Origin of the sequence: Novosphingobium barchaimii LL02 (assembly GCF_001046635.1) — a bacterium.
Taxonomy (GTDB): domain Bacteria; phylum Pseudomonadota; class Alphaproteobacteria; order Sphingomonadales; family Sphingomonadaceae; genus Novosphingobium; species Novosphingobium barchaimii.
The window spans coordinates 192,630-212,648 of record NZ_KQ130456.1 but is presented as its reverse complement, the minus strand read 5'-3'; the positions used below and the strand labels follow the sequence as shown (position 1 = coordinate 212,648).

Genomic DNA, 20,019 nt, shown 5'->3' with positions numbered 1-20,019 from the left:
ACCGGGTTGGGCCGATATGCCGACCACAAGCACGGGCGACCGAAATTGACGCGCCGCCAATTCAGGCAAGTACCATGACAAGCGCTACCGTCCGTTCCCACGGCCTCTCCAAGTCCCGCATCACCGCCTTCGAACAATGCCCCAAGCGCCTGTGGCTGGGCGTTCACCGGCCTGAAGTCGCCGAATACGACGATGGCGCCAAGGCTCGTTTCGATGCCGGACATTTCGTCGGGGAGGTGGCCTGTTCGCTTCATCCCGACGGCGTGATGATCGAGGCAGAGCCTGATTTGTCCGCCGCCCTCGCTGAAACCGCGCGGCTGATCGGGGAAGGGCATCCCGGCCCGCTGTTCGAGGCGACGTTCCAGCACGGCGGTGTGTTGATCCGCGCCGACATCCTCGAACGCACGGCAGAGGGCTGCGGCTGGACGCTGGCCGAAGTGAAGAGTTCTGCGCGCGCCAAGGATTATCATCTCGGCGATGTCGCAACGCAGCTATGGGTCATGGAAGGCGCCGGGCTACGTATCGACGGTGCGGCGGTGCGGCACATCGACACAGGCTTCGTGCTAGAGCGGGAAGGCGACTATGCGGGCCTGTTCGCCGACGACGAACTGCTTGGCCCCGCGCGCAAGATCGCGGCGGCGCGCCCGGCTCTGGCCGCGCAGGCGCGTGCGGTGCTCGCTGGTGAGGAGCCGGCGCGCGAACCGGGTCCGCACTGCGCCGACCCGTTCGCCTGCGAGTTCACCGCCTACTGTACGCGCGGCCTGCCGCAGGGGCCGGAGTGGCCGGTGACGGTGCTTCCAAACGGTGCCTGGAAGAAATGGGCTCGGCAGGGCGTGACCGACCTTCTAGACCTCGACGAGACAGCGATGACCAAGCCGCGTGAGGCGATGATCGTCGCCGCGACCCGCACCGGCATCCCGTTCCACGACGGCGATGGCGCGCGCGCGGCCATGGCCGAATGGTCATACCCCCGAGCCTGGCTCGATTTCGAGACGATCTCGGCCGCCGTGCCCCGCTGGCTGGGGGTGCGGCCGTATCAGCAGATCCCCTTCCAGTTCTCACTGCATCTTGAACAGAGTGACGGCACCATCACCCATCACGAATTCCTGCAATGCGACGGGTCCGATCCGCGCGGGCCCTGTGCGCAGGCGCTGGTCCAGGCGATCCCGGCAGGGGCCACGGTGATCGCCTATAATGCCGGGTTCGAGCGAGGGGTGCTGCGCGCCCTGGCCGGGCAGGCGCCGGTACACGGCGCCGAACTGCTGGCCATGGCCGAGCGTACCGTCGATCTGCTGCCGGTCGCCCGCAAGCACTGGTATCACCGCGACCAGCGCGGTTCGTGGTCGATCAAGGCGTTGCTGCCGACGATTGCCGACCTCGATTACGCCAGCCTGGAGGTGAAGGACGGCGGCATGGCGCAGGACAGTTTCCTGGAGGCCATCGACCCCGCAACCACGCCTGAACGCCGCTGGGCACTGGAAGAAGCACTGAAAGCCTACTGCATGCGCGATACCTGGGCGATGGTGCTGGTGGCACGCAGGCTGGCAGCGGCGGAGTAGAGGTCCTGCGACGGACGTTTCTGTTATCAACGCATAGTTTCACGGGCGTGCTTTTTTATGCGCGGGGCTCGTATAGAGAGAAACGGTCGCGTGACTGATGAATTTGGGGTTCATCGTCTGGCGATGCGGGGGCGATTTCACCTCTCGGGTCCGGGGGCACGGACTGTAGCGATTCGGTCTGAAGTACTTTGAGAGCGCGATGGCGGAAAAATCATATTGGGGCCTGGACAGCGGGAATGTCCAAGCCTCCGGGGCGCAACAGGAATACTGGTTTTCACTCAGGCTGCGGGTCGATTCTGCGGCCCAGCTCTGGCAGGCGGCTGCTTTGCGCTGCCTTAGCCAGTCGGACCTGAGCCAGGACGAGGTCGAGGACCTGATCGGCCCGGCCGGCGACCCTTCCATTGCTGACTGCCTGATGGTCCTGGCCCTGCCTGAGCGCCTGCCCGGTTGCACCAGGCTGGATACCGCGCTGCAGCCGGTCCGGTCGGCGCAGGACGGCGCACAGGCCGATCGCGAAGCCAGCGACGCGCTTGGCCGGGGATAGCAGCGAAGCTTGCGAAGCGCTTGGCCGGGGATAGCAGCGAAGCTTGCGAAGCGCTTGGCCAGGGATAGCCCGCCTGGACTGGCCCCGGCTCGCTCCGGTCAGTCCGCCGTAGGGGCGGCCAGCGCGACAAGCCCGGCAGCGGACAGACGGATGCCGTTCACACCCAGCATGATGTCGGTGCCATCTGTCACCACGTCGTTCACCACACCGATCGAATTGATGGTTGTGCCCAGGCTCGACCCGCTCGCATCCTTCGCGTCGACCGACAGGGTATAGGCGCCCGCCGCTGCCTTGCTGCCATCCGTCTTGGTGCCATCCCATTCGTAGGAGCCCTGAGCTTCAGGATCGAGGTTGACCGTGGCCACGGTGGCGCCCAGCGAATCCTTGATGGTCGCGGTGATCGTGCCGGGCGTGCCATCGACGTAATAGGTCCAGCGGGCCGGGCTATTGGTATCCAGACCTGCCACGGGCGAATCGAAGCGTGCCTCGCGGCCGATGTAGCTCGATGCCTGCGCCATCTGCTGCGAGAGCAGCTGGCTGAGGATATTTCCGAGCGCGCCGGTCTGCTGGATCGACTGTTCCACCTGCGAATACTGCACCAGCTGCGCGGTATATTCCGAGGTGTCCATCGGATCGAGCGGGTCCTGGTTCGTCATCTGCGTGGTCAGCAGCTTGAGGAACAGGTTGTAGTCCGTCAGCAGGCCCGACGTCGACGCGGCAGTGGTGGCGCTCGTCGTGCTTTTGGTCGAGGCGGTGTCGGTAACCGTCGTCATGTTCGCGCTGCCTTATGCCATGAGATCGACATGGCCGCTGCCCCGCAGCGACCTGTGGATGGGAATATCGTCGCCGCTACCGGCCAAATCGAAGCCGCCGCGATAATCTGGTCCCTGCGCCTGCGTGCGCTGGCCCTGCCGGGACTGGCCGCCTGCACTGCCGCCCGCGCTGCTGTCGAAGCGCAGCGATTGCGGGTCCGACCGCACCCCGGCATCGGTCAGCGCGCGGCTAAGGTCGGCACTTTCGCGGCGTAGCATATCGAGCGCTGCGGGACTGTCGGCCGAGACCACCGCCCGCAAGACGCCGTCGTGGTCGAACGACATCCGCACGTCGATGCGGCCCATGTGTCGCGGGTCGATGCGGATCAGCAGGTCGCGGCCTTCGCCATTCTGCCCGCCGCCGAGAGCCCGGGCGATGCTGACCCCCACGTCCGCGCCGAAGCGCCCTTCGCGCAGGGCCACGGTAGTGCTGCTCGTCTCGGCCTGCGCCGGCGCGTAAGGCAGCGCGGCAGGGCGGGCGTTCGCGGTTTCCAGCGTCTGGGAAAAAAGTGGGGCGGAGACGCGCGTCTCGGGGGCAGGAGCCTCGCCATTGGGCCGCGCAACTTGATCCGGTCCCGTATGGTCGACCGGCTTGGACGCAGTTTCATGCGGTGCGGCGGCGACGAACGAAACGACTTCAGCTGCGACCGGCATCAAAGCCGGAGTAACTACCGGCTGCGGCGGAACTGCCGCTGTGATCACCGGCTGCGCCATGTCCTGAAGCCCTGTCGGCACCGACGGGAGGATGTGGCCATCCTCATGCTTCGTGCGGCGGGGCTCCTGCGTCTTGCCGTCGGCCGTGGCCTCGGGGGGGGCGGCTACGGGAGCTTTCGGCGCGGTAACAGCAATCTCTGCCGCAGCTTGTGGGAGCTGAAGCTGAGGTTGCGGCTTTGCCGCCGCCTCCACCTCTGCACCGTCGGCGGGGGTGGGTGGAGCCGGCACCAAAGCGGCCGGATCGGTGTTTGTCGTCGCCTCGGGCTTGGGCTCAGGCAGCGCAGGCGCGGGGTTGCCGGGCATAGCCACGTCTTCAGCCGGTATGGGAAGTGCAGCATCTTTTGCGGGCGCCGGCTTTAGTGCAGGCGTGGCCGCGGGGGCTTGGCCAAGGGCAGCCGTCTGCATGGCGGCCTTGTCGGCATTTTCCAGCGCGGCGCCGAAAGAGCCCTGCGCTGACCCTTCACCGCCAGTTGCCGCGCGGGGGGGCACCGCCTCGGCTACCTTGGGCGTCTTGATCGGGGAAAGGGGCATCGCGGGAACAGCCATCAAGTCTATCATAGAGCGATCGGGCTTGATGCGGTCGCGCGGGCCAACCTTGCCGGTCGAGAATCCGGCATTCTGCCTCGGTCCTCGTCAGCGGGGCTCGGGGGCCCGGTCAGTTGATGGCACCAAGGCTGCGCAGTCGCGCGCGCGGGTGAATCTCGTTCTGCGAGAGGACGACCGTGGCCGGCCGCACCCGCTCGATGATCGAGCGCACGAAGGGACGCAGGCCCGGGCTGGTCAGGAGGCACGGAATCTCGCCCTGCCCGGCGAGGCGGTCGTAAGTCTCGCGCACGGCGGCGATGAAGGCCTGAAGCTGCGAGGGAGCCATTGCCAGATGCCGATCATCACCCTGGCCGATGATCGCCTCGCCGAAAGCCTCGTCCCACACCGCGCCCAGCGAAACGATCGGGATGGTCCCGTCCAGTGTGTGCTGCGCCGAAATCTGCCGGGCAAGGCGCGCGCGGACATGCTCGCTCACCTGGGTGAGGTTGGAGGTCACCGCGCAGGCCTCGGCGATGCCTTCAAGGATGGTGGGCAGGTCGCGGATCGAGATGCCCTCGCCGAGCAAATTCTGCAGGACCCGCTGAACGCCGGAAATCGAGATGCGCGAGGGGACCAGCTCGGCGATCAGCTTGGCGGATTCCTTGTGGACCTCGTCCAGCAGCTTCTGCGTCTCTGTGTAGGAGAGCAGGTCGGCGATGTTGTCCTTGACGATTTCGGTCAGGTGGGTGGTCACCACGGTGCCGCAATCGACCACGGTAAGGCCCCGGAAACCCGCCTCCTGCCGCATCTCGCGTTCGATCCACAGGGCGGGCAGCTGGAACACCGGCTCCTTGGTGGCCTCGCCGCGCAGGCCGGTGTCGCCGCCGCCGGCATTGATGACCAGCAGCTTGCCGATGCGCAGCTCGCCCCGCGCGATCTCGGTTTCCTTGACGTAGACCACGTATTCGTTGGCCTGCAGCGCCATGTTGTCGAGGATGCGCACCGAAGGCAGGACGAAGCCGTAGTCGATCGCCATCTGGCGGCGCAGCGCGCGCACCTGATCGTCGAGGCGCGGCTCGGCCACTGCGTCGTTGATGAGGGGGAGCAGGCCGTAGCCCAGCTCGATGCGCAGGGCGTCGATCGCCAGCGTGCGCGAGATCGGCTCCTCTGCCTGCGCGGCGGACTGGCGGGCCTGTTCGGCCGCATGTTCCACCCGCGCGGCGGCGGCTTCGCCTTCGGCGCGTTTGGTCATCGTCCAGGCAAGCCATCCGCACAGGCCGCCGAACACCGCGAAGGGCAGGAACGGCAGGCCCGGCACCAGCGCCAGCGCGCCCATCAGCGCGCCCGCAATGCCGAACGCCTTGGGATAGCGGCCCAGCTGATCGCCCAGCGCCGCGCCGGTCTTGCCGACGACGCCGCCCTTGGACACCAGCAGGCCCGCCGCCGTCGAGACGATCAGCGCCGGGATCTGGCTGACCAGCCCGTCGCCCACGGTGAGCAGGGTATATGTGTGGAAGGCTTCTCCGAACGGTACGCCGTGGATCGCCACGCCCACGATCAGGCCGACCACGATGTTGATCGCGGTAATGAGCAGCGCCGCCACGGCATCGCCCTTCACGAACTTGGATGCGCCGTCCATCGCGCCGTAGAAGCCGCTTTCGGCCTCGATCTCGGCTCGGCGTTCGCGGGCCTGCACTTCGGTGATGGTGCCGGCGTTGAGGTCGGCGTCGATCGCCATCTGCTTGCCCGGCATGGCATCGAGGCTGAAACGCGCCGCCACTTCGGCGATGCGGCCTGCGCCCTTGGTGATGACCACGAAGTTGATGACGATCAGGATCGCGAAGATAGTCAGGCCAATGACCGTCTCGCCGCCCATCAGGAATTCGCCGAAGGCCGCGATGACGCCGCCCGCCGCTTGATGCCCCTCGTGCCCATGGCCCAGGATCAGGCGGGTGGAGGCGAGGTTCAGGCCAAGGCGCAGCATCGTCACGATCAGCAGGATCGTCGGGAAGCTGGATAGCTGGAGCGGCTTTTCGATGAACAGCGCCGTCATCAGGATCAGCACCGAGGCGGTGATCGACAGCGCCAGCCCCATGTCGAGCAGCCAGCCCGGCATCGGCAGGATAAGCATCGCGATGATCGCGCCGACGCCCAGCGCCAGCGCCAGATCGCGCCCCGGACCCAGCCGGGCGAGGATCGGAGCGATCCTGCCGGAAAGCGGTGTGTTCGGAGTGGAGGCCATGGGTTAGGGCGCGGCTATGTGGGCGGGGGGCTTCGACAGGCTAAGCCTGAGCGGGACGAGAGGTAACTTTTCGCTTTTTTGGAAGCGAGGTAACCCCTCCATGCCGCTCAAGCTGAGCCTGTCGAAGCCCCCTGCGCGTGGCACGAAGCGCATCACGCCCCGGCTGCGATTTCGTGGCGCACCGCGCCGCCTGCCAGCGAGGGCGTCACCGCCATCCCGTCCGCCAGGAAGCTGCGCAGCTTGTTGCGCATGGTCCGTACCGAAATGCCCAGCATCACCGCCGCCGCGCTGCGGTTGCCGCCGCAGTGGCGCAGGGTCTGCAGGATCAGTTCACGCTCGACATCGGCAATGTTCTGCCCAACCAGCCCGGATACAGAGGCGGGCACCGATTGCAGATCGCGCCGGTCGCCGCGCAGCCGGGCCAGCACGTCCTTGAGGTTCACCGCAAGGTCCACCACCACGACATCGCCGTCCGGCTGCTCGCCCGGCTCGGCCCATGCTTCGAGGGCTGCGGGGCCTGCCGTCTCCACACCGATACGGGCGGCGGACCCGCGGACCATCTCGGTCGCCAGCCCCACCGCGTCGCCCAGTTCGCCTACAAGCATGAGACGGGTGGCCATCATCCTTCCTTGCGGATGATTTCGGTGAGCGTGATCCCCAGCGTGCTGTCGATCAGCACCACCTCGCCGCGCGCGATCAGGCGGTTGTTGACGAAGATGTCGACCGGCTCGCCCACGCGGCGATCCAGTTCCACCACCATGCCGGGCTTGAGCCGCAGCAGGTCGCCGATATCCATGCGCGAGCGGCCCAGTACCGCCTGTACTTTCACCGGCACGTCGAACACGGCCTGGAGATCGTCGGGTGAGGGCGGCGCCGAAGGGCGCGGCGGCAGCGAGGTCGCACCAAGGCCTACCGCCGCATCGCTGGCGGCGGCGTCTTCGGGCAAGTGCACAGGGGCGAGCTGCCGGGTCTCTGGCTCGTCGCTCATCGGATACCTTTCACGTGTTCATCCACTGGCGGATTACGGAGGCGGATTCGGCCGGGTTGGCCGAGATCGTGTCGCCGATGCGCCGCAGCGCGGAGAGTTTTATCCGCCCGTCGACATGGGCGAGCGCCACTTCCTGATCGAGCAGCCCGCCAGCTTCGAGCGCGCCGTCCTCGCCGGGTTCGAGCTGCGCATACGTCAGCCCGCTGCCCGGTTCGCGGCGATCGTCGTCGTCCAGCCGCTCGCCGGGGGGCGGCAGCAATGCCGGGGCATTGGGACGGCGCAGCATGCGGATGGCGAACAGCACGATGCCGCCCACCAGCAGGATTTTCAGCACGTCGAGGATGCGGTCCACGGTCAGGCCAAAGGGCAGGCCGCCGTCGATCCCGTCAAGGTCGCCGGGCGCGGCGAAGGGCATGTTCTCCACCACCACGCTGTCGCCGCGCTGGCCGTCGTAGCCGACCGCGTTCTCTACCAGGCGCTGGAGCCTCTCGATCTGTGGCGCAGGCAGGCCCTTCTCGCCGCCGTCGACCATTACCGCCACGGTCAGGCGCTTGATCTGGCCGGGGTTGCGCACCGCGACCTTCTGGGTGCGGCTGTTCTGGTAAGTGACGTCCTCGGACGTCTCGTTCTGGGCGGAGCGGCGGTTGTCACCGGGTGTACCGGCAGGCGCGGCCTGATTGTCGGGGAGCTGCGCGGCCACGCTGGCGCCTTGCGCGCCGGGGTCGTTCTCGTTGCTCTGGCTGCCCGATTCGACGGTGACCTGATGCTGGATGACCTGGGCATCGGGATCGAAGGTTTCGGATTCCTCGCGCACCTGATCGCGTTCGAGCAGGGCGGCCACTTCAGCGCGGACCTTGCCCCGGCCGACGATCGGCTCCACCATCGTCTCGATCTGATCCCGCAGACGGGCCTCGACGGCCTTCTGGCGGTCTTCCAGGTCGCTTGCTGCGCCTTCGCCCTCGCCAGCGCGGGCCAGGAGCGCGCCGGTCTGGTCGACCACCGAAACCGCTTCGGGCGACAGGTCCGGCACGGCCGAGGCGACAAGATAGCGGATCGCCTGCACTGCTTCCGCGGGCAGGCGGCCATTGGTCTTCACGGTGACGGAGGCGGTGGCCTTGCGCGCTTCTGTCTCGAACATCGCACGCTCGGGCATGACGACGTGGACGCGGGCGCGGGCCACCCGGTCCAGGCTCTCGATCGAGCGAACCAGTTCGCCCTCGACCGCGCGTGTCTCGTTCAATCGTGCGCGCGAGGAGGAAATGCCGAAGGGCTCCTCGCTGTCGAGCACTTCATAACCGATCTTGCCGCCGAGTTGTTCGGACGCCATCGACATGCGCAGTTCGGGCAGTTTGTCGACCGGGGCCATGATGGCCGATCCGTCCGCGGAAAGCTGGAACGGGACGCCCTGCGCCTTGAGCTTTTCGGTGATCGTGGCGGCTGCGGCGGGGTCAAGGTCAGTATAGAGATAGCCCATCGCACTTTGCGGCGTGCGCGTGGCCATCCAGCCCAGCCCCAGCAGCAGTGCCAGTGCGACACCACCCATCGCCAGCGCCCGGCGCATCCCGATCTGCCCGATGAAGTTGCGTAGCGCGTTCAAGCCCGGCCTCTAAGGTCAATGGCGCCGCGCCCCTGCGTCGCCCCCGGGCATTATAGGATAAGAACTAGGCAAGACTTGCCGGGCGATGGAAAAATCTGTCGCCCGGCAAGTCTTGCGGAAAAACGGAAGGTGAGGGCGGGTTGAACCCGCCCCCAGACGCCTTACAGCCCGTCGAGGCCCTTGCTGACCAGAATGTTGACCGCGACGCGGCGGTTCTGTGCCTTGCCTTCTTCGGTGGTGTTGTCCGCCAGCGGGTCAGCTTCGGACATACCGGTGGGGGTCAGCATCCGGTAGGGCTTCCAGTGGCAGGCCTGCTGGAGGAAGTTGACGACGCCGCCGGCCCGCTTTTCGCTGAGCACCTGGTTGAATTCCGGGTTGCCGGTGGAATCGGTGTAACCCACGACGAGCAGCAGGGCGTTGTCCATGCCCTCGGCGCTCGAAGCAGCCGCGCAAAGGCTCTGCTTAGCCTCTGGGGACAGGGCATATTTGCCGGTATCGAAGTTCACGTTGGTCGTGCCCTTGATATTGTACTTGCCGATATCGCCCATTCGGCCGCGCAGCGCTTCGGTGGCCGCCGTCTGTTCGGCAAAGCCCTGGTCGGTGCCGTTGCGGATCATGGTGGCGGTCTTGAGATCCTTGTTCTGCAGCTTGATCTCGCTCGCCAGCAGGGTGCCGCCGCCTTGCAGCGTCTTGATGGTCACCGGCAGGCCGTTGAGCAACGAGGTTGCCGCCAGCTTGTTGCTGCCCATGCCGAACAGGCCCTTGCTGGCGGTGATCTTGGTGGCATCGTCGACGGTGACGACGGTGCGGTTGCCGTCGTCGGAAGTGACTTGCACCTTGGCGCCGCTGCGTGCGGAAATGATGCCCTTCACTTCGGGGCCTTCGGTCATCGCGGACCGGTCGGTGGGGCTGGTGTCGGAAACGGTGACCGCGAGGCCGCTATCGGACGAATCCTGCGTCTGCGCGGACACGGTGCCCGCCGCCGTGCCGGCAAGCAAGGCTACCATCAAAAGAACGCGGGGGCTCTGGGAAATGACACTCATTGGGCTACTCCTTCAAACTCGACCTGTCGGGCCTGCGAGATCGCAGCTTGTCGTCCAACTGCCGCCGCCGGGAGGGCGTATCGGGCTGTCGGAACCCCTCCATCTGGCTTCATGAGAAGTGCGGCATGGAGCTGCACCTGAACCTGAACATCATGGACGTCCTGCGTGTTCACCCCAACCTTGCGGATACATGAACACCCCCCGTAACACAGGTGGCTGTCAGGCTAATTCGAGTGGATCGTGCGGTGAACCGATGCAGGCCGCCCCACACCGACGCTGATGCCTGGGTAGAATTATCAGGTGAAATTTGCTGACGCTACCTCAATTGGCAGCCAGTTGTTCCGAAAGGCGCAAGGGGTGTGTGTTGAGAAAGAACCTGCATCAGATTTTCAAATAATTTGAAGAATTTGTCCGATAGCGTCTTTAGCGCTGCTTGTGGTGATTCTCAGATATGCATTGAATTACCGGGATTATCCGCAAAGAAGGCCCTTTGCGTATCAATACCCTGCAATTGCGGATCAGAGCGCCCACATCAGGCGTCTATGCGGCGCCCAGCGTACCGTCCAGTTCCGCCATCACCGCTGCCCGCCGCGCCTCGGCATCGACGTTGAGGCCGCCCGCGCTCCATTCGATCCGCGCGTCGCCTTCCGGCACCCCTGCGTCATCCACCACAGTAACCGCCAGATTGCGTCCTGCCCGGGCTCTGCGTTCGGCGACCAGCGCCTCGATCTCAGCGCGCATCGCGGGGTTGGCGCGCACCACCATCGCGGTTCCCTGTGCCACCTGTTCAAGCGCGCGGCCCAGCGCTTCATCCACGGCGCGCGCGGGCGCCGCGTCGATAGCGTGGCCAGCGAGTAGCTGCGCGGCGTGCAGGACGACGGCGCCGGCTTCTGCCAGCATGGCGCGCGCAGCCGCGTCGAAACGGGCATCAATGTCGCCCAGCCCCGCATGGAGCGCGTCGGTGGCCGAAAGCAGCGCCTCGGCTCGTTCGGAGCGGGCCTGTGTGGCCCCCGCCTCGAAACCATCGGCGCGGGCGCGGGTCAGTTCGGCGCAGTGGTCTGCGTGAAGGCGCTCGATCCGCGCTTCCAGTTCAGCCACCTTTTCGTGAAGATCCTCAGGCGGCAGGACAAGCCCGGCTTCCCCGGCCGCCTGCGGTTCCGGCGCATGGGTGTCCACAAGCTGGAACACCCGGTCGAAGCCGAATGGCTGTATCGTCGCAAAGCCGTCCATTGCTGCCTTCACTCAAGACCCCATCAGTAGATCATCGCATCGTCGCTCTTGGGGTCCGCCAGCATGATCTCGCCGCGTTCGCCCAGTTCCTTGGCGAGGCGCACCAGGTTGCCCTGAGCCGCTTCGCATTCGCGTGCGCGCACCGGACCCATCGCCTGCATGTCGTCGCGCATCAGCTTGGCCGCGCGTTCGGTCATGGCGCCGAAGAACAGCTTCTTCATTTCCTCCGGCGATCCCTTGAGCGCCAGCGCCAGTTCGCGCTTGTTGCAGTTGCGCACGATCACCTGGATCGCGGAGGGCAGCAGGTTGCCCAGATCCTCGAAGGTGAACATGAGGCCGCGAATACGCTCCGCCGCTTCGGGCGCGCGTTCGTCCAGCGCGCCAAGCATGTCTTCCTCGGTCGACCGGTCGAGCGCGTTGAACAATTCGGCCATACTCTCGTGCGGATCGCGGCGCTGCGAGCGCGAGAGGTTGGTCATGAACTCGGTCTTGAGCGTTTGCTCGACCTGGACGATGACGTCCTTCTGCACCGTCTCCGTCTTGAGCATCCGCATCACCACTTCAGTGCCGAAGTCGCGCGGCAGCGATGCCAGCACGCGCGCGGCATGGTCGGGCTTCAGCTTCTGCAGGATCACCGCCACGGTCTGCGGGTGCTCGCTCTTGAGATAGCCGGCCAGCACGCCCTCGCTGACATTGGAGAGCTTGTCCCACATCGTGCGGCCCGAAGGACCGCGGATGTCCTCCATGATGTCCTTGACCTTATCGGGCGCAAGCACGCCTTCAAGCAGGCGCTCGGTCGTCTCGTAGGAGCCGTGCAGCGTGGTGATGCTGGACACCTCGCCCGAGAACTGGGCCAGCAGATATTCCACGACGACGGCAGGCACGCGGCCGAGCTGGGAGATGCTGCCCGAAAGCTCCTTGATCTCCTCGTCGCTCAGTTGCTGCCAGATCGGGATGCCGTGCTCCTGACCCAGCGCCAGCAGCAGCGCGGCCGCGCGCTGGAGGCCCGAGTACTTCTTGAGCTCCGGTGGTTCGCCCACCGCGGTCATCATGTTCACCTGCGAGACCCTTCGAAAATTGTCCGATTCAATCCGATCCCGGAGAGTTCCTTCTATTTATAGGAGGAACACCCGCGCAACCGGCCCAGGAGGCACAATTGACGATAAGTCTGAATAACGGGTTGATAGGATTATCTGTCCTGGGCGGAAGCACGGCCTATTCCTCCTACCTCAGCAATGCCTCCGCGACCGACAGCCCGGCGGTGATCGCGGCCAAGAAGGCTTTCACCACACCTGCCACCACACCCCCGTGGCAAGGCTTGACGGAACCCACCGGCAGCACTGCGGCGCAGATCGCCGCGATCAAGCGCCTGTCGACTATCATCGATGCCAAAGGCGACAGCGCGCTGGAGGACCTGCCCGATGTGCAGACTGCCTTTACCGCATACAAGGCATTGGAAAAACTTCGTATTCTGGCAGACGCAGCAACCTCGAGAACGATCTCCGATACCGAGCGCGCGGCCCTTCAGAAGACCTTCGCCAAGGGCATGGCGGACCTGCAATCCTACCTCGGATCGGCCGATACGGACCTGCTGACGCTGGCCTTTGGCAACACTACGAGCAGCACCCGCACGCTTGGCGTCGAGGCGCGTTACTCCACCAGCGCGACGGTCGGGACCGGCGTTTCCAAGACCCGCGCGGCGGCGATCGAGGGACTTTCCGGGAGCGAAATTCTTCAGGTCACCCTCTCGAAAGGCGGTGCCAGCGAGGTCGTCCAGGTCGATCTGGGGCAAACCAGCCAGCCGCCGACGCTCGATTCGGTCGCCGCTGCGATCAATGCCGCGATCGGCGCTCGGCCCGCGCTCGACGCGCAGGGCAATCCCGTGCTTGATGCCGATGGCAACGCGACCAGCCACTGGAAATCGAATTTCACGGTCGAGAAGACCGATGGCAAATGGGGCCTCGTGTTCAATCCCGCCGGGATCGAGCAGGTGTCGATCGACCAGGTCGATGCCGGCGACGCGCTGATGGTGGCCAGCGGGGTGACCGGGCCATCCTCCCCCACAGGCGCCGACATCTACCGTATAGAGGACCTCGAAGGGTCGCTCACCTGGGAGCGGCTGAACAAGATCAACGCGGTGGACACCGCTGCCACTGCCCGCGCCAAGGCTGCGGCGAGCAAGGACGACGCCGAGGGCAAGGATTACACCGTCCTCGCCGACACCGCCGCGAACGGCATCGTCACCGATGCGCAGGGCTACAGCTACATCGTCGGCACCACCGACGGCGATCTTGGTTCGCAGATCACCGATGGCAAGGACGACCTGTTCCTCAGCAAGGTCGACAGCGAAGGCAATGTTGTCTGGCAGCGCGGCCTTGGCGCGGCGGGCAGCGCGAAGGGCGCGGCGGTGGGCATCGCGCCCAATGGCGAGATCGTCGTGGCCGGCACCGTCAACGGCGCCTTTGGTGGCAGCGACGACACCCAGACCGACCTCGTCGTCACCCGCTTCAACGCCAAGGGCGAGGAACTTTCCAGCACGGCGATCCGGCAAGTTGGTAACGAAACCGCCTCGGCGCTGACGGTGGGTAACGACGGTTCGATCTACGTCGCCGGGCGTGCCTCCAGCGGGGGCGGCGATGCGGTGATCGTCAGGCTGGATGCCAGCGGCAAGCTGGCCGAGCGGCGCACGATCGACACCGGGGGATCGGATTCGATCTCTGCGCTGGCCATCGACAACGACGGCAACCTGCTGGCCCTCACCAACGAAAGCGGCGTGGCCACCCTGCGCAGGATCGCTGCGGGTTCGCTGACGCAGGACCTGGGCTCCGCCGTCTTGGGCAACGCGTCGGCGCGGGCCATCGCGGTTTCGGAAAACGGCCAGATCGCGGTCGTCGGTGCGACCGGCGCCATGCTGAACGGGCCGCAGATCAATGCCCCCAGCGGAGGGCAGGACGCCTTCGTCACTCTGATCGGCGCCGACCTGGCCATGGCTGGCACCAGCTATATCGGCACGGCCGCCAGCGATCAGGCGGACAGCGTCGCCTTCCTCAATGGCGCGCTCTACGTGGGCGGGCGCACGGCGGGAACGCTCAGCGGCGACAAGGTGGGCAAGGTCGACGGCTTCGTCGCGCGGATCGATGCGGCCGACGGAACGGTGCAGACCGTCTCGCAGTGGGGCCGCCTGACCTCCTCGGTCGAGCCGGTGCGCCTGACCGCCGTGGCCGGCGGGGCAACCGCGCTGGGCGCGCTGGGGCTTCACCGCGGTCTGCTCAACCAGCAGACCACCGGCGACCTCGTGGACGAAACCGCCCTGCGAGTCGGCGACAGCTTCAAGATCAGCGTCGATGGCGAGAACGCCCGCTCCGTCACCATCGAGGAGGGGGAGACCATGGTGAGCCTGGCGCAGAAGATTCGCAGCATTACCGGCGCCGACGCCAAGATCACCACGCCGTTCGCCGATGGCCGCTCCAGCCTGAAGATCGAGGTTATGTCCGGCCACACGCTGGAACTCGTCGCCGGAGCGGACGGGCGCGATGCGCTGGGCAAGCTGGGCCTCGACCCGGTGCGTCTGGTGCCGCCCAAGGTCACCGCGAAGAACGCCGCGAAAGTCACGCCGGGCGGGCGCTACAATCTGGGTCTCGGCAGCGACCTGACCCTGCTCGATGCCAAAACGGCGGCAACGGCGCTGGCGAAGATAAAGTCGGCCGTCTCGATGACGCAGTCGGCCTACCGCTCGCTTTACTGGGATACCACCAAGGCCTCGCTGGTGGACGGGGTGCAGCCCACCGGCGGCGGCTCGGCCTATCAGAAGGCCCAACTCGCCAATTACCAGGCCGCGCTTTCGCGGTTGACCGGCTCGTGACGGCCGGCTCGTAAAGGAACGCCATGTCCTCCTCCCTACCCCCCATCTTCGACGGCATGGGCCGCGCGATGAAAGCCATGGCCGAGCACCAGCGCGTGATCTCGGAGAACATCGCGAACAGCGAGACCGCCGGATATAAAGCCCGCACGGTCGAGGCGCCGGACTTCTCCGCGTTGGTCGAAAGCCAGGCCGGTGTGGGCGGCGCGCCCCGGGTCGCGCGGCCGCGTGTCGAACTGTCGGGCGGGATGGCTGCCCTTGGCGCCAGGCCGCCTCAGGCCGGCGGGCGGGTCATCCTCGATAGTGAGACCAGCGAAACCAAGCCCGACGGCAACAACGTGACGCTGGAAGACCAGCTCCTGTCGCTCGGACAGGTGCAGTCCGACTATGCGGCGATGACCAACCTCTACCGCAAGCAGATCGGTCTGATGAAGACGGCCATCGGCAAGGGCTGAGGCGAGAGCTTCTCCCCCTACATCGAGTCGCCCCCCGCAAAGGCATCTGCGGGAACCGTGATCGTGCGCGCGAGTTTAAAGGATTGATCCTCGAAAAATGCGGGGGCGCGCATCAGGGCAGACCAGTGATCCACAAATTTGCATCCATTTCGGCACCGCAAACGGGCCAGTCGACTTATCGGCGGCGGTCTTAGAAACTGCCGTTTTCCTTACTTTTGCGTGGCTCAGACCCCTCTTTGCGGATTAACGGCCGGCTTTTGCGTAACATATCCGTAATTTTAAGGAGATCGAAGCAGGATAGCGGCCACGTTGCCAAGTCACCAGGATCGCGGCCTGGGGCAGTGAAAAAGACCCGATTCGGAACAGCCCCGATTGGACGCATTGACCGCCCGGGACAGGCATGAAAAAGCCTGCCCACCCCATGAATGGACTTGAAACACGATGAGCGAGAAATCGCCAAAGTTACGGCTGCAACCCGCGCAGGAACAAGTAACGGGCACTGCCTTGACTGAGATCGATTGCCATCGCGCTCTGGTCTTCCCGAACCGTATTCGCAAGTTCCGTAAGCAACTCAATATCGGCTCGCTGCTCGAACTGTCGGAGCGGCTCCCGACGATCACTTATATCCGCCTCTCCAAGATCGAGCGGGGAGAGATCTTCGCCCGTGCCGACGAACTGCGCGCGCTGGGCAAGGCGCTGGGCGTCGAGCCGGACGACCTGCTGGTCGATGTGGATGACCCCGCCTTCGATATTGGCGCATGGGCCGAACCGCTTCACGGCGCCGCTCCTGCCGATGCAGAAGAAGAACTTGGCGCGGTCCTGCTGGCTGCCGCCCTGCGCGCGCGCCGCGGCGGTGATCCGGCACTGACGATCGCTGTGCTGGAACAGGACTACGGTATCGCCCCGGTCGTGCTGTCGCGCATCGAGAACGCCCTGAAGCCGCTAGGTCGCTGGAACGAGGATGTGCGCGCCGCCCTGCGCCGTCTGTTCGGCGCGGCCGACGACGCGGCGCTGGCGGCCCAGGTTGAAGCGATGCACGCGCGAGGCGACCTTGCCTCGGTGCTGCCGCTGGTCGCCAACCCCGAAATCCGCCTTGCCAAGTCGCGTACCCGCATTGCCGCCCTGCATGAGGAACTGGCCGTGCCTGCCAAAGCGGCACCGGTCCCGGAAAAGCCCGTACCGTTGGCCGAAACGGCCGCTGAGCAACCTGCTAAGAGCGAAGCGGGAACCGCGCGAATCCGCCTGCTGCCCGTTTTCGGCACCCCGCTGCCTGAGGGCCTGATCGCCCAGACGCCTACCGGCGCCGTAGTCGAGGCCCCGCGCGGCGCTGGCCCGCGCGCTTACGGCCTGCGCCTTGGCCGCCCCACGCTGGGCGCCGGCCTGCCCGGGCGCGCAACGCTGGTCGTCGACCCCGACCGTTATCCCGCAACCGGGGGCCTGGCCGTCGTCCGCGAGGAGGGCGGCCTGCGGGTGCTCTCGGTAGCCGCCGACCGCCATGGCAGGATGCTGGGCTATAGCGAAAGCCCGGACCTCGAAGTTGCGATCGACGCACTGGACCTCGCCTGCGTGGCCGCCGTGCTCTCCGCCGTGTTCGAGTAGCAGGTCGGTCGCCGGCTCCGGCCGGAATCGGAAGACGTTCCTAAACGGGGCTTGCGCATCCCATTTCCGATGATCATCAAAGCCGATATCCGGCTCTTTGACTGTGCGCGCTTTGCGAGCCGCGAACTATATCTATGGTTGAACAATGTTAATCATTGCAAATCGTTAACTTTTGATATTCAGCCGAGGTTCGGATGCGAAATACTGTCCTTTGGCAGGGCGCAAGGGTCGCACGATGCAGGAATGGAGTGAGGCCGAGCTTCGGCAGAAGCTCTCGGCTAGACAGTATGAGGTTTTGTCACTCGTGGCGCGGCATCTGTCGTCCAAGGAGATCGGTGCGCACCTGGGGCTTTCGTATAAAACGATCGACAATCATGTCGCAGACCTCCTGATCAAGCTCGGCGTTTCCAGCCGCGCCGACGCGGCTCGTATTTTCCTGGACATTTCAAAGCCTAGGGAGCGACTACCTAGTACCTCGCAAGGCCTCGACCTTGCCGCTCATCCCGGTGCACAAGCAGGTCAGCCGGAGCAAATCCCAACATTCGGCGAGGCTCAGGCGCAATCGTCCGTATCGCGGACAGCGCTCTCCTCGCTGTTGAGGCTTCCTCCGGTCGGGGGGCCACGTCATGATCTGACGCTGGTGCAACGCATAACGGCGATGGGTCAGATCGGACTTGTCTCCATTGCGGTGCTCGCAGCCATCGTCACGATCATGATCGGCATTCTCAACCTGCTGGGCAGGTGAACTCCATCACAGAGCAACCTCAGCGTGCCTCACGCAACGGAGAAGTATTATGCGCCTTTCGGATGCTGGCGGCCGTGCCGTCGCCGCAGATATTTCGTGCATGTTTAAGAGCGTAGACACCGCACTGTTCGACGTGGCCCGCCTTGCGGCGACGATCATGGAAGCCAACGCCGCCTCGTCGGTCCTGCCTGCCCGCCTTCAGGGCGCGCTGGATTCTACTGCCGCGAGCTTTTCCAAGCTCGTCGAAAGCCGCAAGGACATGGTGCAGATGCACCGCAAGCTTGCCGTCATCAAGGGCGAGTCGCAGCAGCGCGAGACGGACTGGGGTTGTCTGGGCGACGATAAGCCCAGCGGCGTACTGAAAACAGTAGAGATCGCACGCGCCTGATCCGATCCGGTTGAAGAAGGTGACCTTGACGCAGGCCCTCAAAGGTTAAACGCAAGGTCATGCTTCTCAACCTCGCCTTTTCGCTTCTGATGATCGCCGCTTGCGTGCCCGCGCTCGTCTGGGGCGGGCTGGAAGGACGCAAGATATGCCTGATGTTTCTTGTCGCGGCGCTGTCGACATTCTTCGGCGCCACCACGCTGAAGGAACTGGTGACGTTGCCGGCCGCGACGATCATCGTCGACCTTATCCTGCTCGGCGGGCTCGCGCATGTGGCGGCCCGGACGGACCGGTACTGGCCGCTGTGGATCTGCGCCTTCCACATGCTCAGTGTCCTGTCGTTCCTGGCCTGGCAGTTCGCGCCGAACTCGCCGCTGCTGTTCAAGGCGATATCGGGCATCTGGAGCATACCGGAACTTATCGTGCTGTGCGTGGGTCCGATCCTGGACCTGCGGCAGTCCTCTTCGCAGGAGCTGCGCAGTGCTGAAAATCGAAGAATTGAGGGATGAACTGCATACGGCTCTGGGCGACCATGCCCGGATCGAATGCGAGATCGACAACGTCCAGGTCTATCTGGATGCTATTGCCGTCAGGCGCCGGGTCGCGCCGGAAGTAGAGGAATGCGGCTGGCTGATGCTGCTGGATCTCTATCGGAACCACGGGCGCGGCAGCATCACCGTTTCGCGTGCCTGCGCGGCCTCTACATATCCGACGACGACCGCGATCGACCACGTTTCCAAGCTCTCCAGAAAAGGGCTGGTCGCCTATGTGAAGGACAGCGCGGATCAACGCCGGGTCTATCTGGTGCTGACGCAGCAGGGCATCAACGTCATCAGCGAATGGCTGGCGCTGATGCACCTGGAAGCGCGCAGGCAGGTTGAGGTCACGGCAGGTTCGATCGTTTCAGCACTCCGCACGCTGCCCCGCCATACTCCGTCCTGAGGGTGCTTTTTCTCCCCCATCGCGCGGCGATGGGGGCTGCGCCTTAGAATTCGCCGTTGAGCGAGATCGGCGTCGTCAGGTCGGTGCGGGCAAGGTTGCCGCTGGCGCCGTAGGCATATGTGCGGTTGCCGGTGAGCCGCTTCGCCTCGGCGGAGATGGCGGACATCATGTCGGCGGACAGTTCGATCTGGCGTTCCAGCAGTGCGGCGTTGACCAGGGAGGCGGCGCGCAGTTCGCCCAGCGCATCGGCGAACCGTTCACGCAGTGCATCGTCCATCTGGGCTGACCAGCTCGGCTCCTGCCGGCCAAGGCGGGCCAGCCGCTCCTCCAGCGCACCGACAAGCCGGGCCTTGGCGTTTGCCAGTTCGGCAAGGTCCAGCGCCCGCTCGTGCGCGTTCAGCCGCGCGGTTTCCTCACGCATGACCGCTGAGAGCGAGGTCATGATCTCGATCACGTCACTTGCCATCGGCTGCTCCGGCATTGTGGCCTCCTTGCAGGCGGATGATCTGCGCCTCCACGGCTGAGGCTATGCCCAGGCCTTTGCCTTGTGCGATCTGGTTGCCGATCTGTTCGGCCAAGATGCCGCGAAACATCTCCTCGCCGTGACCGCCGGAGAATTCATCGCCCTGGTCCACCGTTTCCATCATGATCTTGGTGATCTGCCCGGCGAACACGCCCTCGAACTGGCGCGCGACGCCTGCCGGGCTGCGGTCCGGGGTGACGACCTGAGGCTTCGGCCTGACCGGAGCGGCAGTTGGGGAAACGACGGGGTCGGTCATG

Annotated in this window: 20 protein-coding genes; 9 read left to right on the top strand and 11 right to left on the bottom strand. The window is 65.4% G+C overall.

Going from position 1 to position 20,019, the window contains the following annotated elements; all coding sequences use genetic code 11:
- Positions 1 to 74: 74 nt before the first annotated feature.
- On the top strand, positions 75 to 1,559 hold the full coding sequence (locus V474_RS17750) for a DUF2779 domain-containing protein (RefSeq protein ID WP_059152754.1): 1,485 nt from the start codon (positions 75 to 77) through the stop codon (positions 1,557 to 1,559).
- A gap of 199 nt (positions 1,560 to 1,758) precedes the next feature.
- Complete coding sequence (locus V474_RS17745) at positions 1,759 to 2,103, top strand: hypothetical protein (RefSeq protein ID WP_059152753.1); 345 nt, start codon at positions 1,759 to 1,761, stop codon at positions 2,101 to 2,103.
- Between the two features lie 98 nt (positions 2,104 to 2,201).
- Here the strand turns inward: V474_RS17745 and V474_RS17740 are convergent, their stop codons facing one another.
- From V474_RS17740 to V474_RS17695, 9 genes are all read right to left on the bottom strand, one after another.
- Entirely contained in the window at positions 2,202 to 2,876 is a 675-nt protein-coding gene (locus V474_RS17740; RefSeq protein WP_059152752.1) for a flagellar hook assembly protein FlgD, read from the bottom strand.
- A 12-nt stretch (positions 2,877 to 2,888) separates the two neighbouring features.
- Positions 2,889 to 4,175 (bottom strand): flagellar hook-length control protein FliK, encoded by a 1,287-nt coding sequence (locus V474_RS17735; protein WP_059152751.1) that lies wholly within the window; start codon positions 4,173 to 4,175, stop codon positions 2,889 to 2,891.
- A gap of 109 nt (positions 4,176 to 4,284) precedes the next feature.
- Positions 4,285 to 6,396: a flagellar biosynthesis protein FlhA gene (flhA, locus tag V474_RS17730; RefSeq protein WP_059152750.1), complete on the bottom strand. Its 2,112-nt coding sequence runs from the start codon at positions 6,394 to 6,396 to the stop codon at positions 4,285 to 4,287.
- Between the two features lie 152 nt (positions 6,397 to 6,548).
- Positions 6,549 to 7,016: a helix-turn-helix domain-containing protein gene (locus V474_RS17725; RefSeq protein WP_236711318.1), complete on the bottom strand. Its 468-nt coding sequence runs from the start codon at positions 7,014 to 7,016 to the stop codon at positions 6,549 to 6,551.
- Positions 7,016 to 7,384, bottom strand: a complete 369-nt coding sequence (fliN, locus tag V474_RS17720) for a flagellar motor switch protein FliN (protein ID WP_059152748.1) — start codon at positions 7,382 to 7,384, stop codon at positions 7,016 to 7,018. Before fliN ends, V474_RS17725 begins: the two co-directional genes overlap by 1 nt.
- A 10-nt stretch (positions 7,385 to 7,394) precedes the next feature.
- Positions 7,395 to 8,981, bottom strand: coding sequence for a flagellar basal-body MS-ring/collar protein FliF (fliF, locus tag V474_RS17715; protein ID WP_059152747.1), 1,587 nt, complete (start codon positions 8,979 to 8,981; stop codon positions 7,395 to 7,397).
- Positions 8,982 to 9,142: 161 nt separating this feature from the next.
- Positions 9,143 to 10,024 carry an OmpA family protein gene (locus V474_RS17710; protein ID WP_059152746.1) on the bottom strand — a complete coding sequence of 294 codons (882 nt, stop codon included), beginning with the start codon at positions 10,022 to 10,024 and terminating at the stop codon, positions 9,143 to 9,145.
- 540 nt (positions 10,025 to 10,564) lie between these two features.
- Positions 10,565 to 11,266 carry a FliH/SctL family protein gene (locus tag V474_RS17700; protein WP_059152744.1) on the bottom strand — a complete coding sequence of 234 codons (702 nt, stop codon included), beginning with the start codon at positions 11,264 to 11,266 and terminating at the stop codon, positions 10,565 to 10,567.
- An 11-nt stretch (positions 11,267 to 11,277) separates the two neighbouring features.
- Positions 11,278 to 12,306 carry a flagellar motor switch protein FliG gene (locus V474_RS17695; protein ID WP_043974535.1) on the bottom strand — a complete coding sequence of 343 codons (1,029 nt, stop codon included), beginning with the start codon at positions 12,304 to 12,306 and terminating at the stop codon, positions 11,278 to 11,280.
- Between the two features lie 104 nt (positions 12,307 to 12,410).
- Between V474_RS17695 and V474_RS17690 the strand changes: the two genes are divergently transcribed.
- From V474_RS17690 to V474_RS17660, 7 genes are all read left to right on the top strand, one after another.
- Positions 12,411 to 15,116 carry a ligand-binding sensor domain-containing protein gene (locus tag V474_RS17690; RefSeq protein ID WP_059152743.1) on the top strand — a complete coding sequence of 902 codons (2,706 nt, stop codon included), beginning with the start codon at positions 12,411 to 12,413 and terminating at the stop codon, positions 15,114 to 15,116.
- 23 nt (positions 15,117 to 15,139) lie between these two features.
- Positions 15,140 to 15,568 carry a flagellar basal body rod protein FlgB gene (locus V474_RS17685; protein ID WP_043973931.1) on the top strand — a complete coding sequence of 143 codons (429 nt, stop codon included), beginning with the start codon at positions 15,140 to 15,142 and terminating at the stop codon, positions 15,566 to 15,568.
- A gap of 504 nt (positions 15,569 to 16,072) precedes the next feature.
- Positions 16,073 to 17,167: a helix-turn-helix domain-containing protein gene (locus V474_RS17680; protein ID WP_059152947.1), complete on the top strand. Its 1,095-nt coding sequence runs from the start codon at positions 16,073 to 16,075 to the stop codon at positions 17,165 to 17,167.
- Positions 17,168 to 17,402: 235 nt separating this feature from the next.
- The gene (locus V474_RS17675; RefSeq protein ID WP_059152742.1) at positions 17,403 to 17,912 is read left to right on the top strand and encodes a response regulator transcription factor; all 510 of its coding nucleotides are present in this window, start codon (positions 17,403 to 17,405) and stop codon (positions 17,910 to 17,912) included.
- 100 nt (positions 17,913 to 18,012) lie between these two features.
- Complete coding sequence (locus V474_RS17670; protein ID WP_148649452.1) at positions 18,013 to 18,300, top strand: hypothetical protein; 288 nt, start codon at positions 18,013 to 18,015, stop codon at positions 18,298 to 18,300.
- An 89-nt stretch (positions 18,301 to 18,389) separates the two neighbouring features.
- Positions 18,390 to 18,806, top strand: a complete 417-nt coding sequence (locus V474_RS17665; protein ID WP_148649451.1) for a hypothetical protein — start codon at positions 18,390 to 18,392, stop codon at positions 18,804 to 18,806.
- Positions 18,778 to 19,239, top strand: a complete 462-nt coding sequence (locus V474_RS17660) for a MarR family winged helix-turn-helix transcriptional regulator (RefSeq protein WP_148649450.1) — start codon at positions 18,778 to 18,780, stop codon at positions 19,237 to 19,239. The genes V474_RS17665 and V474_RS17660 overlap by 29 nt, the downstream gene beginning before the upstream one ends.
- Before the next feature lie 43 nt (positions 19,240 to 19,282).
- Here the strand turns inward: V474_RS17660 and V474_RS17655 are convergent, their stop codons facing one another.
- Positions 19,283 to 19,720, bottom strand: a complete 438-nt coding sequence (locus tag V474_RS17655) for a flagellar biosynthesis protein FlgN (RefSeq protein WP_236711317.1) — start codon at positions 19,718 to 19,720, stop codon at positions 19,283 to 19,285.
- Positions 19,695 to 20,018, bottom strand: coding sequence for a rod-binding protein (locus V474_RS17650; protein ID WP_059152738.1), 324 nt, complete (start codon positions 20,016 to 20,018; stop codon positions 19,695 to 19,697). The genes V474_RS17655 and V474_RS17650 overlap by 26 nt, the downstream gene beginning before the upstream one ends.
- Position 20,019: the final 1 nt, after the last annotated feature.